The sequence below is a fragment of the Vibrio pacinii DSM 19139 genome (genome assembly GCF_000711795.1).
GTDB lineage: Bacteria > Pseudomonadota > Gammaproteobacteria > Enterobacterales > Vibrionaceae > Vibrio > Vibrio pacinii.
In genome coordinates, this window is the sequence record NZ_JONH01000010.1 from 250,104 (window position 1) to 265,507 (window position 15,404).

At 45.1% G+C, this 15,404-nt stretch carries 12 protein-coding genes and 1 rRNA gene; 6 read left to right on the plus strand and 7 right to left on the minus strand.

The window, feature by feature from the left end:
* Positions 1-240: 240 nt before the first annotated feature.
* Positions 241-1,470, plus strand: a complete 1,230-nt coding sequence (gene serA, locus BS19_RS07030; RefSeq protein WP_038174269.1) for a phosphoglycerate dehydrogenase — start codon at positions 241-243, stop codon at positions 1,468-1,470.
* A gap of 65 nt (positions 1,471-1,535) precedes the next feature.
* On the opposite strand, the gene ilvN is transcribed toward serA, so the two are convergent.
* The 6 genes from ilvN to BS19_RS07060 all read right to left on the minus strand — a co-directional run bounded on the left by ilvN (position 1,536) and on the right by BS19_RS07060 (position 9,094).
* The gene (ilvN, locus tag BS19_RS07035; RefSeq protein ID WP_038174270.1) at positions 1,536-2,030 is read right to left on the minus strand and encodes an acetolactate synthase small subunit; all 495 of its coding nucleotides are present in this window, start codon (positions 2,028-2,030) and stop codon (positions 1,536-1,538) included.
* A 1-nt stretch (position 2,031) separates the two neighbouring features.
* Entirely contained in the window at positions 2,032-3,756 is a 1,725-nt protein-coding gene (locus BS19_RS07040; RefSeq protein WP_038174271.1) for an acetolactate synthase 3 large subunit, read from the minus strand.
* Between the two features lie 438 nt (positions 3,757-4,194).
* A complete protein-coding gene (locus BS19_RS07045; protein WP_038174273.1) occupies positions 4,195-6,003 on the minus strand; it encodes an AMP-dependent synthetase/ligase in 1,809 nt (602 codons plus the stop codon).
* 163 nt (positions 6,004-6,166) lie between these two features.
* Positions 6,167-7,126 carry a transcriptional regulator LeuO gene (gene leuO / locus BS19_RS07050; protein WP_038174274.1) on the minus strand — a complete coding sequence of 320 codons (960 nt, stop codon included), beginning with the start codon at positions 7,124-7,126 and terminating at the stop codon, positions 6,167-6,169.
* Positions 7,127-7,516: 390 nt separating this feature from the next.
* Positions 7,517-8,563: an MJ1255/VC2487 family glycosyltransferase gene (locus BS19_RS07055; protein WP_038174276.1), complete on the minus strand. Its 1,047-nt coding sequence runs from the start codon at positions 8,561-8,563 to the stop codon at positions 7,517-7,519.
* Between the two features lie 3 nt (positions 8,564-8,566).
* Entirely contained in the window at positions 8,567-9,094 is a 528-nt protein-coding gene (locus BS19_RS07060) for a phosphatase PAP2 family protein (RefSeq protein ID WP_038174277.1), read from the minus strand.
* Between the two features lie 456 nt (positions 9,095-9,550).
* On the opposite strand from BS19_RS07060, the gene leuA reads away from it, so the two are divergent.
* The 5 genes from leuA to BS19_RS07085 all read left to right on the plus strand — a co-directional run bounded on the left by leuA (position 9,551) and on the right by BS19_RS07085 (position 15,223).
* The gene (leuA, locus tag BS19_RS07065) at positions 9,551-11,098 is read left to right on the plus strand and encodes a 2-isopropylmalate synthase (RefSeq protein WP_038174279.1); all 1,548 of its coding nucleotides are present in this window, start codon (positions 9,551-9,553) and stop codon (positions 11,096-11,098) included.
* A 56-nt stretch (positions 11,099-11,154) separates the two neighbouring features.
* Positions 11,155-12,246, plus strand: a complete 1,092-nt coding sequence (gene leuB, locus BS19_RS07070; protein WP_038174280.1) for a 3-isopropylmalate dehydrogenase — start codon at positions 11,155-11,157, stop codon at positions 12,244-12,246.
* Positions 12,247-12,316: 70 nt separating this feature from the next.
* On the plus strand, positions 12,317-13,717 hold the full coding sequence (leuC, locus tag BS19_RS07075; protein ID WP_038174281.1) for a 3-isopropylmalate dehydratase large subunit: 1,401 nt from the start codon (positions 12,317-12,319) through the stop codon (positions 13,715-13,717).
* Positions 13,718-13,728: 11 nt separating this feature from the next.
* Positions 13,729-14,331 carry a 3-isopropylmalate dehydratase small subunit gene (gene leuD / locus BS19_RS07080; protein ID WP_038174283.1) on the plus strand — a complete coding sequence of 201 codons (603 nt, stop codon included), beginning with the start codon at positions 13,729-13,731 and terminating at the stop codon, positions 14,329-14,331.
* A gap of 109 nt (positions 14,332-14,440) precedes the next feature.
* Positions 14,441-15,223, plus strand: coding sequence for a DUF547 domain-containing protein (locus BS19_RS07085; RefSeq protein WP_038174284.1), 783 nt, complete (start codon positions 14,441-14,443; stop codon positions 15,221-15,223).
* 85 nt (positions 15,224-15,308) lie between these two features.
* Here BS19_RS07085 and rrf read toward each other — a convergent pair.
* Positions 15,309-15,404, minus strand: a 5S ribosomal RNA gene (gene rrf / locus BS19_RS19610); the annotation flags it as partial.

Sequence of the window (15,404 nt, forward strand, 5' to 3'; positions counted from 1 at the left end):
TTGTTGTTTCATTACAAGCGGCGCCATTCGGCGCCGTTTTTTCATTTCATACAATAAAAATTATGCCTTATTCCGTAATTTTCTTACCCAAATTGTTTTTTTTTTGATAACTTAATGGTCAGAAGACGCACAAGGAAAACGTTTGCGTAACACTAAGCGCAGATCAAAACGTTTGCTTTATCTGTTTTTGCCCAATGTGCGCCAGTTAAGCCCAATTTCCCCACTTTAAGGAAGAAGACAATGGCCAAAGTTTCGCTGCAAAAAGATAAAATAAAAATACTTTTGCTTGAAGGTCTACACCCATCAACTGTAGAAGTTCTTCAAGCATCGGGTTATAGCAATATCGAATACCACAAAGGCTCTCTCGCTGAAGATGAGCTATTAGAAGCGGTAAAAGATGTGCACTTCATCGGTATTCGCTCACGCACTAACCTATCCCAGCAAGTGATCGACGCCGCTGAAAAGCTAGTGGCGATCGGTTGTTTCTGTATTGGTACCAACCAAGTTGATCTCAACGCAGCAGCTTCACGCGGTATCCCTGTCTTCAATGCCCCATTCTCGAATACACGTAGTGTTGCGGAACTGGTACTTGGTCAAATACTATTGCTATTGCGTGGAATTCCAGAAAAGAATGCTCTTGCTCATCGTGGGATTTGGAAAAAGAGCGCCGATAACTCATATGAAGCGCGCGGAAAGCGTCTAGGTATTATTGGTTACGGTCATATCGGTACTCAGTTAGGTATCATTGCTGAAAACCTCGGCATGCGTGTTTACTTCTACGACATCGAAAACAAACTGTCTCTCGGTAATGCCACTCAGATACCAACCATGAGTGAGTTACTCAATAAGTGTGACGTCATTTCCTTGCACGTACCTGAAACACAAGAAACTAAGAATATGATGGGCACTGAAGAGTTTGCTCGTATGAAGCCAGGTTCGATCTTTATCAACGCCGCACGAGGCACTGTCGTTGATATTGAAGCGCTTTGTCATAGTTTAGAGTCAGGCCACTTATCTGGCGCAGCTATCGATGTATTCCCAACCGAACCTAAAACCAATGCAGACCGCTTTGAGTCACCACTGCAGAAATTCGACAACGTCATTTTGACCCCACACGTTGGTGGTTCAACGCAAGAAGCCCAAGAGAACATTGGTGTTGAAGTGGCGGGCAAATTGGCCAAGTACTCAGATAACGGCTCAACGCTTTCAAGTGTTAACTTCCCTGAAGTATCACTACCTGAGCACCGCGATTGTTCACGTTTGCTGCACATCCACCAAAACCGTCCTGGTATCCTAACGCAAATTAACACTATTTTTGCTGAAGAAGGCATTAACATTGCGGGTCAATACCTGCAGACAGCGGCAGATTTTGGCTACGTTGTTATTGATGTCGAAACAGAACGCTCTGAAGAAGCCTTGGCAAAACTGAAAGAAATCGAAGGCACCATACGTGCACGTATCCTGCACTAAGCACGGATAGCTAGAACAAAAAAACCACCGTAATAACGGTGGTTTTTTTATGCTTTGAACAAGAGTTATGGTTTTAGTGCCCGTTCACCACGTGCAATCCCGACCACACCACTACGCGCAACTTCAATCACTTCAGTGACTTCTGAAATAGCCTGAATAAACGCATCAAGCTTTTCACTTGTGCCCGCCATTTGGACGGTATACTGAGAAGCGGTCACATCGACAATTTGGCCACGGAAAATATCTGCGGTACGCTTAACTTCTGCGCGCGAAAATCCGCTCGCTTTAACCTTAACCATCATTAACTCACGCTCAATATGATCCAGCTCTGTCACTTCCTGAACCTTTAGCACATCGATCAATTTATTAAGCTGCTTCTGGATCTGCTCAAGCTCCATATCATCAGAGATAGTGGTAATATTCAGGCGCGATAACGTCTCATCATCGGTCGGTGACACGGTCAAAGATTCAATGTTGTAAGCACGTTGAGAGAATAAGCCAACCACACGAGACAAAGCACCGGGTTGGTTTTCTAATAGCAGTGAAATAATGTGTCTCATATTAAGTTCTCTCCGTTTTGCTTAACCACATTTTGTCCATACCTTCGCCTTTAATCTGCATCGGATAAACATGCTCGGTCTCATCCACATTGATATCAACAAATACCAAACGATCTTTCATATCTAGCGCTTGCTTAAGACCGGCTTCGAGTTGATCGGGCGTTTCAATGCGAATACCGACATGACCATACGCTTCAGCGATGGCGGCAAAATCGGGAACGGAACTCATGTATGAGTTAGAGTGTCTGCCTTGGTAAATAATATCTTGCCACTGCTTGACCATGCCTAAGAAACGATTGTTCAAGTTAATAATCTTAACTGGAATGTCGTATTGCAACGCGGTTGATAGCTCTTGAATATTCATCTGAATACTGCCATCCCCAGTCACAACCACAACCTCCTCATCAGGTTTGGCAAACTTCACTCCCATCCCTGCAGGTAAACCAAAACCCATCGTGCCCAAGCCGCCTGAATTGATCCAGCGACGAGGTTTGTTAAACGGATAATAGAGAGCTGCGAACATTTGGTGTTGGCCAACGTCTGACGCCACATAGGCATCGCCATTGGTTAGTTTATATAGAGTTTCAATAACTTGCTGGGGCTTAATACGCTCTGGCGACTTCTCGTAAGAAAGGCATTGACGGTCACGCCACAATTGTATGTTATCCCACCAGCGATTTAAGGCATCTTGATCGTTGCTACTGCCCTGCTCTTCAAGCAAGTTGACCATGCTTTGCAGCACTTTATCGGCAGAGCCCACAATCGGAACATCGGCTTTCACATTCTTAGAGATCGAAGAAGGATCGATGTCGATGTGCATCACTTTCGCATTCGGACAGTACTTTTCTAGGTTATTGGTGGTTCGATCATCAAAACGAACCCCGACGCCAAAGATAAGATCAGCTTCGTGCATCGCCATGTTCGCTTCATACAAACCATGCATGCCTAACATGCCCAGTGAGTTTTTATGCGTACCGGGAAAAGCGCCTAATCCCATCAAAGTACTCACAACTGGAAGGTTGAGCATTTCGGCAAGCTTAATCAGAGGCTGCTCAGCTTCAGAAATAACGGCGCCACCACCAACATATAATACGGGTTTTTTCGCTTCAAGCAGCGTCTTGAGGCCTTTCTTTATCTGACCTTTATGACCCGTTGTCGTCGGCTTGTATGAGCGCATTGACAGCGATTGAGGGTACTCATAAGGCAGCTTATTAAGTGGGTTCAAGACATCTTTGGGCAAATCGATGAGAACTGGGCCAGGACGACCTGTGGTCGCAATATAAAAGGCTTTTTTGACCGTTTCAGGAATGTCTTCTGCTTTTTTTACTAAAAAGCTATGTTTAACCACAGGGCGAGAAACACCAACAATGTCGCACTCTTGGAAGGCATCATTACCGATCATGTTATTGGGCACGTTGCCGGAAACAACGATCATTGGAATAGAGTCCATGTAAGCTGTCGCAATACCTGTAATGGTATTGGTCGCACCAGGACCTGAACACACTAACACCACACCGGGGTTGCCTGTTGCCCGAGCATAGCCATCAGCCATATGCGTTGCGGCTTGTTCATGACGCACCAGAACGTGCTTGATTTGATCATCTTTCGCATGAAGCGCGTCGTAAATATCTAAAACAGATCCGCCAGGATAACCAAAGATCTGTTCAACACCTTCTTCGATCAGAGATTGAACAACCATCTCCGCGCCGGATAACATTGTTGTCATATTTTTCTCCTTAACCAGTTTGTCATTGTGTAAGGTCAACGCAATGGGCTGGTTTTTCATAGTCTAGGGCTTATTCGTAGCCTAATTCGAAATACTTCCACTTTTTCGGCTATGTCTTGCTTATTGGTAACATAAAGCAAGCTAACGCAACAAATGTAACGCTTTCTTAGCAACGGGTCTAATGCGATGTTTGTCTCAGTTTGAACTTAATCCTACCTAACCATACATCATTGCACGATAGATTGGCCAATTAACACATATCCAGTCATATAAACCATTAAATAAGAAAAATTCACGCTATTATTTTACTTGAATAGCAGTGATTGCGGCGAATGAAATGGCCGACCTCTTCGAGCTTAAGGCCATAAAAAATCCCCCAGCAAGCGACAAAGCCTGCTGGGGGATTTTTAATCAGTTAATAATTTAACTCAGCGGAAACTACTTTTTATCGTGTTTATCCGTGTACATTTCTTCAATTTCGTCTTGATACTTGTCGTTAATCACTTTGCGACGCAGTTTCTGAGTGGGAGTCAGTTCCCCATCATGCATAGAAAAAGCTTTAGGCAGTAGTTTAAATTTTTTGACCTGCTCAAATTTGGCCAATTCTTTCTGCAACCCATTAACCCGCTTCTCTAGCATTTCAACAATTTGGTGATGCTTAATCAACTCAACACGGTCTTGGTATTTTATATTGAGCTCTTTTGCGTACTCTTCTAAAGAGTCATAACAAGGCACAATAAGTGCTGAAACAAATTTACGGGTATCAGCGATCACGGCAATTTGTTCAATAAAGTGATCTTTACCAATCGCCCCTTCGATCATTTGTGGGGCAATGTACTTGCCACCAGAAGTCTTCATTAACTCTTTGATACGGTCGGTAATGAAAAGGTTACCGTTTTCATCAATATGGCCTGCATCACCCGTCTTCAAAAAGCCATGCTCATCAAACGTTTTTTCCGTTTCTTCTGGCATTTTGTAATAACCACGCATGACCATAGGACCACGCACTAAAATCTCGTTGTTGTCACCAATCTTAACCTGAGCCCCTGGCATAGACATACCAATCGAGTCTGGGTTGAAACACTTATCATCCCAACACGATACGGTCGCGGTAGTTTCTGTCATGCCGTAGCCGAGCTTAACGTTGATACCTAGGGCATGAAAGAAGCGGCCAATGGTCTCGTCTAACTTAGCGCCACCACACGGCATAAAGTTAATATTACCGCCAAGCAGAGCACGCAATTTAGAAAGTACGATTTTATCCGCTAAAGCGTGCGACTTTTTCAATAGCAGCGAAGGTTTACGACCTTGCTGATGACAAAGCGCCATCTTAGCGCCCATATTCACCGCCCAAGTAAACATCACTTTGCGAATAAATGGTGCTTTGGCGACTTTTTCGTGAATGGCTGAGAAGATCTTCTCGTAGAAACGCGGTACCGCACACATCACCGTCGGGCGCACTTCACTTAATGCGTCACGCACTTGCATGGTGTCTTTGAGGTAACAGTTGGTCGCGCCTTTGTACAACACATAAAACGTCCATGCGCGTTCAAATACATGCGATAGCGGCAAGAAACATAATGACACATCAGATTCGGATAAGCTTAGACGCTCATCGTGTCCCTCAAGCTGAGCAGCAATGTTCGCGTAATCGAGCATCACCCCTTTTGGCTGGCCTGTTGTGCCAGAGGTGTAGATAAGGGTAAGCAGATCATCAAAGTTAGCTTGCTCAAGACGAGCATCCAACGCTTGCTGCTGATCACTGTCAACATTGGCAATAAACTGCTGCCAACCAATGGCAAAGTCGTGATTGCCTAAGTCGACGTCATCTGACATCGCGACAATCAACTCAAGGTCTGGGCACTGTTGAAATATATCGACTGCGGCATCAAATTGTTCCTGCTCACCGACAAACAACACTCTGACATCAGCATCTTGCAAAATGTACGCAGATTGCGCTGCGGTATTGGTCGGATAAATAGGGACAGTAACGGCACGCAACTGTAATGCGGCAAAGTCTGCCACCGTCCATTGTGGCATGTTGTTGGAGAAGATTCCGATCTTGTCCTGAACTCGGATTCCTTGAGCTAATAGTGCAAGGGAAAGTGCATCTACCTGCTGACCAAACTGCTTCCAGCTAATGCCGTTCCACATATTGCCGACTTTATGTTTAAGTGCAATACGGTCGCCACGTTGTGCAATCTGGTTTCGAATTCGTTTTACAATATGAAAATCTAGGTTGGCCATCTCTATTACCTTTAGCTTACACATGTAAGCTTTAATCAGCGCACAAGTGTACATTTCGCATTAAAAAAGGCAACTGATGGGCGTCAAAGTTATCAATATAAATAGTAAAAAACCTTGAATAGCGCACGCCATCCAAGGTTTAAAAGTCGTTCGCTGGCGTCGGCTATTTTAATGCTACCACGTCGCCACAAATCATCATCAGTTGATCACGCAACCAGATATGACCTTTGTCCTTTTCACTCGACTCATGCCAGCTTAGGAACCCACTAATTTGGCCATTTTCAAATGGGAATTCTAACACTTGTAACTGCTCTTTATTGGCGGCATTTTCAACCATCCAACGTGGTGCTATCGTGACTAATTCGGATTGGCCAACAACATACAATACATTGCTTAAGCTTGTGCCTTCATAATACGCTTGTACATCGAGATCACGATACGCTTGCTCAGAGAAGCTACGCTGGCCATGTACTTTCGATAGTTTAGCGTGTCGCTCACTAACAAGGAGCTCAGGAGTAACATTGGCTTGAATACGAGGGTGTGATTTAGACGCAACCACCACCAACTCGTCTTGGAAAATCTCAGTGCTTGAGAAGCCTTGCTCATCAAAACGAGCGTAATCAATCACAAAATCAATCTCTTGATAGCGCATACGTTCTGCTAAATGACGGTCAAACTCAGCATCAAGATGAAGTTGAACATTCGGTGCTGTGTCATGAATCGTCGTCATAATTTTAGGGGCAAAACGCATATCACACGGACTGCATATCGCTAGTTTAAATAGACGAGTCGATGTTTCAGGAGAAAACACCGAACATGGTAACTCGTTACGGATAAGCTGCAGCGCTTGGCGAACCGGTCCAAACAGTTGACGAGCTCGCTGAGTCGGCTGAATTCCACGGCCTTGACGCATAAACAACTCATCATTAAACATCACTTTCAAACGCGCAACGGCATTACTCACAGCTGGCTGTGACATCCCCAAGTTGTGCGCGGCACGGGTAATATTTTGTTCTTGCATGACAGCATCAAACACAGTCAATAAGTTTAAATCTACTCCACGCAGAGTGCTTTCCATTCGGTAGCTAGCGATAGCACTCATGGACTCTTTTTTGTCAATCATCGGCAAAGCCTCATTAATTCTTAAACATATGGTTTAGTCATTCGACATTTGGTTGGAATAGAAACCTGTGCTTCATCTATCTATTTGTATTTATCTGTTAGATGTGTCGTGACGAATCATTACTATCTACGAATCATTTAGCGCTTAGCAATAAGATTGACAATTAATCAGTATTTTTTACCTATGGTTTAAAATTAGCATTTAATAACATACAGTTAGACTTATCATAAAAAAATATAAAGCCGAACTATTTATAGATATATATAATAATTTGCGATTATTCTGATAGAGCGATCTATATCTCTAGTTATGATTCTGGCTTATGAATAAGCCATTCAATCCAGAAATAGCATCAATGAATGGGGCAATATGTGGCAAGCTGAGTGGACATTAAAGATAAGTCGCATAGCTTGGAAAATCGACTTTCTCCCACAACTCTTGGCACAACTTCGTCTGATCCTCCCACTGACCTTGTTTAATCCAAGCGGCAATAGCGGCGGCGACATCCGGATAACCAACGCTCTCGGCACTGGCTTCATCTAACCAATTACGCACTATCGAGGCATTGAGATAATCCATGCAAGTTGCCAAACCAAGATCTTCTAACGTCGCGACATTACTGACTTGCTCAAACTGACCACTCAACGGCTTCAAAAGTAATTTTTTCCCAAGCGTTAGCGCTTCGGAAGGTAACTCAAATCCACCATTAGCAATCACCCCCTTACATCGGGTGAGGTAGCGGTGGAAATCATCGAAGCTGAGTGGCATCCAATTAATATTCTCAATAGTGCTCGGCTCAATCACTTGGGGATGAAAACAAACAAAATGTTGAGTAGTAAATCGAACCAAGAGATCGGTAATATCAGCCATGCTTTCAAATGGTAAGTAGACTAAAACAAATGAGTCTTGACCGACATTGGCCTCGGGCGTGCTGACAATCGGTGGCAGTAACAGCTGGTCAAAATGATACCAATGTAGACCAATATGATACTGAGCAGGCGCAAAGTGATGAATCACTTGCTTGTCGATCCAGTTCGCGCCCTTCAGCGGAACACGGTAACGAAACGCATTTTGGTGGCTGATACTGATCGTCGGGATATCACACAATTTAGCCGCCCAAGCGGAAACGGGCTCAAAATCATTCAATACGAGATCATAACCGCGCAGATCGAGCTGTTGGACATCTCGCCAAAACTGCCACAAATTATTGCTCAGTATGGTTTTAGGGTAACTGACTTGGCCTTTCTCACTGACAAATGATAGACCGCGCCTTGTCATATAATCACCAAACGGCGCCATAGCGAAATACTTACTCCGCTCACGTCCACTGAATAGGTAATCCACATCAAAGCCCTGATCGACTAAATGACCTGCCATCGCTCGAGCACGCGCAATATGACCATTGCCTGTTCCTTGTACCCCGTAGAGTATTCTCATCCACTAGACTCCCATGACCGACAGCGCCAAGTGAGCACAAGCGATACCAAGTAATGCCCCCAATACCACATCGGTAAAAAAGTGTACTCCGAGTAATATTCGAGAGCCTGCGATCAAGATCGCCCATAGATACGCGAATAGTGCCACATCAGCATAAAAAACACTGACCACGGTAGCAATTAAGAACGCGGCGGCGGTATGCCCAGACGGCAAACTATAACGATCAAAAGGGGTCACAAATGAGGTAACCAACTGCGATAGCTCGTGTGGACGACGACGCTTGAAAAGGTTTTTAGTCAGCCAGTAGATAGGCCGTTCTATACTAAAGGCGAGTAAGCCTACGATCAGAAACTGTTTGCCTTCGAGTCCTCCAAACCAATAAGCCATCACGCCAAACATCGCATAAAGATGACCATCTCCAGTATGAGAAACCGCTTTACTTATCCGTGACGCTGGATGAGCAAACTTGTGCTGTAAACAAAACAGAGAGAATGCCAAATCAAACTTGGCAATAGGTTCGATAGAACGCATAACCGTCTCCTAGTATCGACCATGTGAATTTCAAACTTAATTGGGTCGAGTGACAGATTGGTGAACGTTTAGCGGAGATTCGATGACACGCGTCAATTCATACAGAACTGCCGATTTTGCTGAATGCCCATCGTTAACTCGGCTTAGATGAATAAAAAAACAACTTTAGGGTTGACGTTGCGAGTTGAGTGCGGTACTAATTTGTTAACTTAATTTTGTGGTTTATTTAACGCCCGAATAGGAATCGTTAACAATGATCAATCGTTTTTCTCTCCTGCTGCGCCTCCTCCTTATCGTGACCAAATCGCGCGGGTAGGCTGTGGAAGAAAAATAACCACACAGAATGACACAGAACCCGCACTCAGATGCGGGTTTTTTTATACCTAGCTTGTAGCTAAGCAATGGAAGTAAACGATTAACTGATGTTAAATACATCAAATCACTAAGGAAGTAAGCATGAACGATCAAGTCATTATCTTCGACACCACCTTGCGTGATGGCGAACAAGCGTTGTCAGCAAGTTTGACGGTTAAAGAGAAACTGCAAATTGCCTATGCGCTTGAAAGGCTCGGCGTTGATGTCATTGAAGCAGGCTTTCCTGTTTCATCGCCTGGTGATTTTGAGTCCGTCCAGACCATCGCCAAAAATATCAAGAATAGCCGAATCTGTGCACTTTCACGCGCGGTCGCAAAAGACATTGACGCCGCAGCCGAAGCGCTCAAAGTTGCCGACCAGTTCCGTATCCACACGTTTATTTCTACTTCGACAGTACACGTTCAAGATAAATTACGCCGCAGCTACGACGATGTAGTCGAGATGGGCGTCAAAGCGGTTAAACACGCCCGCCAATATACCGACGATGTTGAGTTCTCTTGTGAAGATGCTGGTCGTACACCGATTGATAACTTATGCCGTATGGTTGAAGCCGCGATCAATGCTGGCGCGAGTACCATTAATATTCCAGATACCGTAGGCTACACAGTACCAAATGAGTTTGGCGGTATTATCCAAACCCTTTTCAATCGCGTACCGAATATCGATAAAGCGATTATTTCCGTGCACTGTCATGACGATCTTGGCATGTCGGTTGCGAACTCGATTGCAGCGGTGCAAGCCGGCGCTCGTCAGATCGAAGGCACTATCAATGGCATTGGCGAGCGCGCAGGTAACTGCTCACTAGAAGAGATCGCCATGATCCTCAAGACCCGCCAAGAACTACTCGGCGTGCATACTAGATTGAAACACGACGAGATCCACCGTACCAGTAAACTGGTTAGCCAGCTTTGCAACATGCCCATTCAAAGCAACAAAGCCATCGTTGGTGCCAATGCCTTTAGTCACTCTTCCGGTATCCACCAAGATGGAATGCTAAAGAACAAAAATACCTACGAAATTATGACGCCAGAATCGATTGGCCTGAAAAACAAAGCGCTAAACCTTACCAGTCGCAGTGGCCGGGCTGCGGTGAAGAGCCATATGGATTCAATGGGCTATAAAGAGGAAGAGTACAATCTTGATGCTTTATACGATGACTTCTTGAAGCTGGCTGACCGTAAAGGACAAGTGTTCGATTACGACCTTGAAGCACTGATGCATTTCGCCAACTTACGCGAAGAAGATGACTTCTACAAATTGAACTACTTAAGCGTGCAATCTGGCAGCGTGATGGCCACGACTAGCATCAAAATCCAATGTGGCGACGAAGAGCTCGCTGAAGCGGCGGTTGGCAACGGCCCAGTGGATGCGCTTTACCAATGTATCTATCGTGTTACGGGTTATGATATTGTGCTAGATAAGTTTGATTTGACCGCTAAAGGCGAAGGTGAAGATGGTTTAGGCCAAGCGGACATCATCGCTAACTATAAGGGCCGAAAATACCACGGCACTGGTGTTTCAACCGATATTGTTGAAGCCTCAGGTCAAGCGCTACTGCACGTCATCAACAGCATTCATCGTGCCGATGAGATCGCAGAGATCAAACAAAAAAAAATCGCAACAGTATAAAAAGAGGCTCTGGGGACGTGAGTACTCTGGGGCAAGAGAAAAATTAAAGGAATAACATGACAGACAAATCATACAAAATTGCCGTTCTAGCTGGTGATGGCATTGGCCCTGAAGTAATGGCTCAAGCGCATAAAGTGCTAGATGCGATTGAAAAGAAACACGCGATTACGTTTGAACGCGATGAGCACGATGTCGGTGGTATTGCGATTGATAACCACGGTTGCCCATTACCAGAAAGCACCATCAAAGCGTGTGAAGAATCCGATGCTGTTCTATTCGGTTCCGTCGGAGGCCCAAAGTGGGAACACCTTGCGCCAAACGATCAGCCAGAACGAGGCGCATTGCTTCCACTGCGTAAACACTTCCAACTGTTTTGTAACCTGCGCCCGGCAAAAATCCATCACGGCTTAGAATCATTTTCGCCTCTACGTGCCGATATCTCCGGCAATGGTTTTGATATCGTCGTCGTACGTGAGCTAACTGGTGGTATCTACTTCGGCCAGCCCAAAGGTCGCGAGGGTGAAGGCGCAAATGAGAAAGCGTTCGACACAGAGATCTACCATCGCTTTGAGATTGAGCGTATCGCAAAAATCGCCTTTGAATCAGCACGTTTGCGCAATAAAAAAGTCTGCTCCATCGACAAAGCAAACGTCCTGCAGAGCTCAATTCTATGGCGTGAAGTGGTTGAAGAGATCGCGAAAGATTACCCAGACGTTGAGCTGTCGCACATGTACATCGACAATGCAACAATGCAGCTAATCAAAGACCCAGCTCAGTTTGACGTTATGTTATGTTCCAATATCTTCGGCGACATCATCTCAGATGAGTGTGCAATGATCACAGGTTCAATGGGCATGCTGCCTTCTGCTAGCCTAAACGAAAGTCAGTTCGGCCTTTACGAGCCTGCTGGCGGCAGTGCCCCAGACATCGCGGGTAAAAACATTGCAAACCCAGTGGCTCAAATTCTTTCGGCAGCACTAATGCTACGTTACAGCTTGGGCGAAGAAGACGCAGCACAAGATATTGAAACCGCGGTCTCTAAAGCGTTATCAGCAGGTGAGCTGACTGGCGATCTGTCTGGTGATAAGCCAGCATTATCGACATCAGAGATGGGCGACAAGATCGCAGCATACATCTTAAACTCTTAAATAAATTAATTTCATAATAATTATTCGCTGCTGATAAGCCGTTGTCAGCAGCCATACACAGGATAGTGAAATGGGTAAAACATTATACGAAAAGGTCTACGACGCTCACGTCGCCGTCGCCGCTGAGGGTGAAACCCCGATTCTTTATATTGACCGCCATTTAGTACACGAAGTCACTTCGCCTCAAGCGTTCGACGGCCTACGTGAAAAGGGTCGTAAAGTTCGTCAAGTGAGTAAAACCTTTGCAACGATGGACCACAACGTTTCAACACAAACCAAAGACATCAACGCTTCCGGAGAGATGGCACGTATCCAGATGGAAACGCTATCAAAAAACTGTGAAGAGTTTGGCGTTACCCTTTACGATCTTAACCACAAATATCAAGGCATTGTCCACGTGATGGGCCCAGAGCTAGGTATTACCCTGCCTGGCATGACCATTGTGTGTGGAGACTCACATACTGCTACACACGGTGCTTTTGGCTCACTAGCCTTTGGTATTGGCACATCAGAAGTTGAACACGTTCTAGCCACGCAAACGCTTAAACAAGCACGCGCCAAGACCATGAAAATTGAAGTCAAAGGCAAAGTTGCCTCTGGCATCACCGCGAAAGATATCGTGCTCGCCATCATTGGCAAAACTACAGCAGCTGGCGGTACTGGTTACGTGGTTGAATTCTGTGGTGAGGCGATTACTGACCTGACAATGGAAGGTCGCATGACCGTATGTAACATGGCGATCGAGCTAGGCGCTAAAGCTGGCCTTATTGCGCCTGACCAAACCACATTTGATTACATCAAAGGTCGTAATTTCTCGCCTAAAGATAGCGACTTCGACGCTGCGGTTGAGTACTGGAAAACCCTCAAGACCGACAGTGATGCCAAGTTCGATGCAGTGGTAACACTCAACGCCGCCGACATCAAACCTCAGGTCACTTGGGGGACGAACCCAGGGCAGGTGATCGCAGTAGACCAACCAATTCCTTCGCCGGAAAGTTTTGCTGACCCAGTAGAAAAGACATCTGCAGAAAAAGCGCTCGCTTACATGGGACTAGAGGCGGGTAAATCCTTGTCTGACTATAAAGTCGACAAAGTATTTGTCGGATCTTGTACCAACTCTCGCATTGAAGATATGCGCGCCGCGGCGGCAATCGCCAAAGGACGAAAAGTGGCTCAACACGTTCAGGCTCTGATTGTTCCAGGCTCAGAACAGGTCAAAGCCCAAGCCGAGTCGGAAGGTTTGGACACTATTTTTAAAGAAGCAGGCTTTGAATGGCGTCTGCCAGGCTGCTCAATGTGTCTCGCAATGAACAATGACCGTTTAGGTCCACAAGAGCGCTGTGCATCAACATCAAACCGTAACTTTGAAGGACGCCAAGGGCGTGATGGTCGTACTCATTTAGTTAGCCCTGCCATGGCGGCCGCTGCTGCTATTGCGGGCCATTTTGTCGATATTCGTGAGTTCGATTAAGGAGAATCAACATGTCAGAATTTAAACAGCACACCGGCTTAGTTGTCCCTCTAGATGCAGCGAACGTTGATACCGATGCCATAATTCCTAAGCAGTTTCTACAAAAGGTTTCACGTCTGGGATTTGGTAAACATCTTTTCCATGATTGGCGTTTTCTTGATGATGCTGGAGAGCAACCAAACCCAGAATTTGTCATGAATGCACCACGCTACCAAGGCGCTTCCATCTTACTCGCACGTGAGAACTTTGGTTGTGGCTCTTCTCGTGAGCACGCACCTTGGGCACTAGCGGATTACGGCATCAAAGCGATGATCGCACCTAGTTTTGCTGATATTTTTTACGGCAACTCAATTAACAACCAGATGGTTCCCGTTCGTCTTACAGAACAAGAAGTGGATGAACTATTCCTGTTTGTTGAACAAAATGAAGGTGCAGAGATTGAAGTCGATTTAGAAGCCAATAAAGTTCGCGCCAACGGCAAAGAGTACTCATTTGAGATTGACGCTTTTCGCCGTCATTGCTTACTGAATGGCCTAGACAACATCGGTTTAACACTGCAACACGAGGATAAAATCGCTGAATTTGAAACGAAGATTCCATCTTTCCTGCAGTAACAACGATGATTAATGACTAAAAAGGTTGGCCAACGCCAACCTTTTTTATTGAAAGTAAATAGTCGCTGTTACGGTCTACAATGACATAATATTCCAGATGGAAACTTTTATGAAAAAGCTATTTGCTCTGATACTTTCTTTCGCCTCATTCAATGTACTTTCTGCGCCCCAATCTGTCCCCTGGCCGTATTGGAATAGCAGTCAAGAAAGCAGTACTACTATGGTTGATCATCAAGCTTGGCAGACGCTACTCGACCGCTACCTGATTAAAGAGGGGGATTATACTCTGTTTCGATACGCCGCTGTGAACGCCAAAGACAGTGCCTATCTCAGTCGTTACATCGAGACCCTAAGTCAACACGATCCTTTGCAGCTAAGCCAAGCGCAGCAATATGCGTATTGGGTGAACCTCTACAATGCAATTACAGTAAGCCTGATCATCGACGCATACCCGATTAAATCAATTACCAAATTAGGTGGTCTATTTAGCTTTGGACCATGGGAAGATGAAGTCGTTACGATTAATGGTAAAGCTCTGACATTAAATGATATCGAGCACCGAATTCTCCGACCGATTTGGAATGACCCGCGCACCCACTACGCGGTCAACTGCGCTAGTTTAGGTTGCCCTAACTTGCAGTCTCAAGCATTTACCGCAGAGAACACTGAAAGACTTCTTGAACAGGCAGCCAAAGAATTTATTAACGCTGACAAAGGTGTACTCGAACTCGATAAGAGGACTCAACTCTCATCCATTTATGAGTGGTTTGCGGATGATTTTGGCAATACTACACAACTTAAACAACATATTAATCGTTATCGTTTTCAACCTTTATCGTCATTAGAAAATGTTGATTATGAATATGATTGGTCGTTAAACGAAAAGAAATAGTTAGAAAATCGAGACTTCGATACGGGATTATTTACGCTTCTGAAATGAAAAAGACCTCAGCATTGCTGCTGAGGTCTAAATAAGAACCTGGCGATGTCCTACTCTCACATGGGGAGACCCCACACTACCATCGGCGCTAATTCGTTTCACTTCTGAGTTCGGCATGGAAATCAGGTGGGTC

Excerpts from the sequence above, each read along its gene's own strand:
- BS19_RS07060 (WP_038174277.1), bottom strand. The coding sequence starts at position 9,094 with ATGCGTTCTATCGAACCTATTGCCAAGTTTGATTTGGCATTCTCTCTG.
- BS19_RS07045 (WP_038174273.1), bottom strand. The coding sequence starts at position 6,003 with ATGGCCAACCTAGATTTTCATATTGTAAAACGAATTCGAAACCAGATT.
- serA (WP_038174269.1), top strand. The coding sequence starts at position 241 with ATGGCCAAAGTTTCGCTGCAAAAAGATAAAATAAAAATACTTTTGCTT.
- leuC (WP_038174281.1), top strand. The coding sequence starts at position 12,317 with ATGGGTAAAACATTATACGAAAAGGTCTACGACGCTCACGTCGCCGTC.
- leuD (WP_038174283.1), top strand. The coding sequence starts at position 13,729 with ATGTCAGAATTTAAACAGCACACCGGCTTAGTTGTCCCTCTAGATGCA.
- BS19_RS07040 (WP_038174271.1), bottom strand. The coding sequence starts at position 3,756 with ATGACAACAATGTTATCCGGCGCGGAGATGGTTGTTCAATCTCTGATC.
- leuO (WP_038174274.1), bottom strand. The coding sequence starts at position 7,126 with ATGATTGACAAAAAAGAGTCCATGAGTGCTATCGCTAGCTACCGAATG.
- leuA (WP_038174279.1), top strand. The coding sequence starts at position 9,551 with ATGAACGATCAAGTCATTATCTTCGACACCACCTTGCGTGATGGCGAA.
- BS19_RS07055 (WP_038174276.1), bottom strand. The coding sequence starts at position 8,563 with ATGAGAATACTCTACGGGGTACAAGGAACAGGCAATGGTCATATTGCG.
- leuB (WP_038174280.1), top strand. The coding sequence starts at position 11,155 with ATGACAGACAAATCATACAAAATTGCCGTTCTAGCTGGTGATGGCATT.
- BS19_RS07085 (WP_038174284.1), top strand. The coding sequence starts at position 14,441 with ATGAAAAAGCTATTTGCTCTGATACTTTCTTTCGCCTCATTCAATGTA.
- ilvN (WP_038174270.1), bottom strand. The coding sequence starts at position 2,030 with ATGAGACACATTATTTCACTGCTATTAGAAAACCAACCCGGTGCTTTG.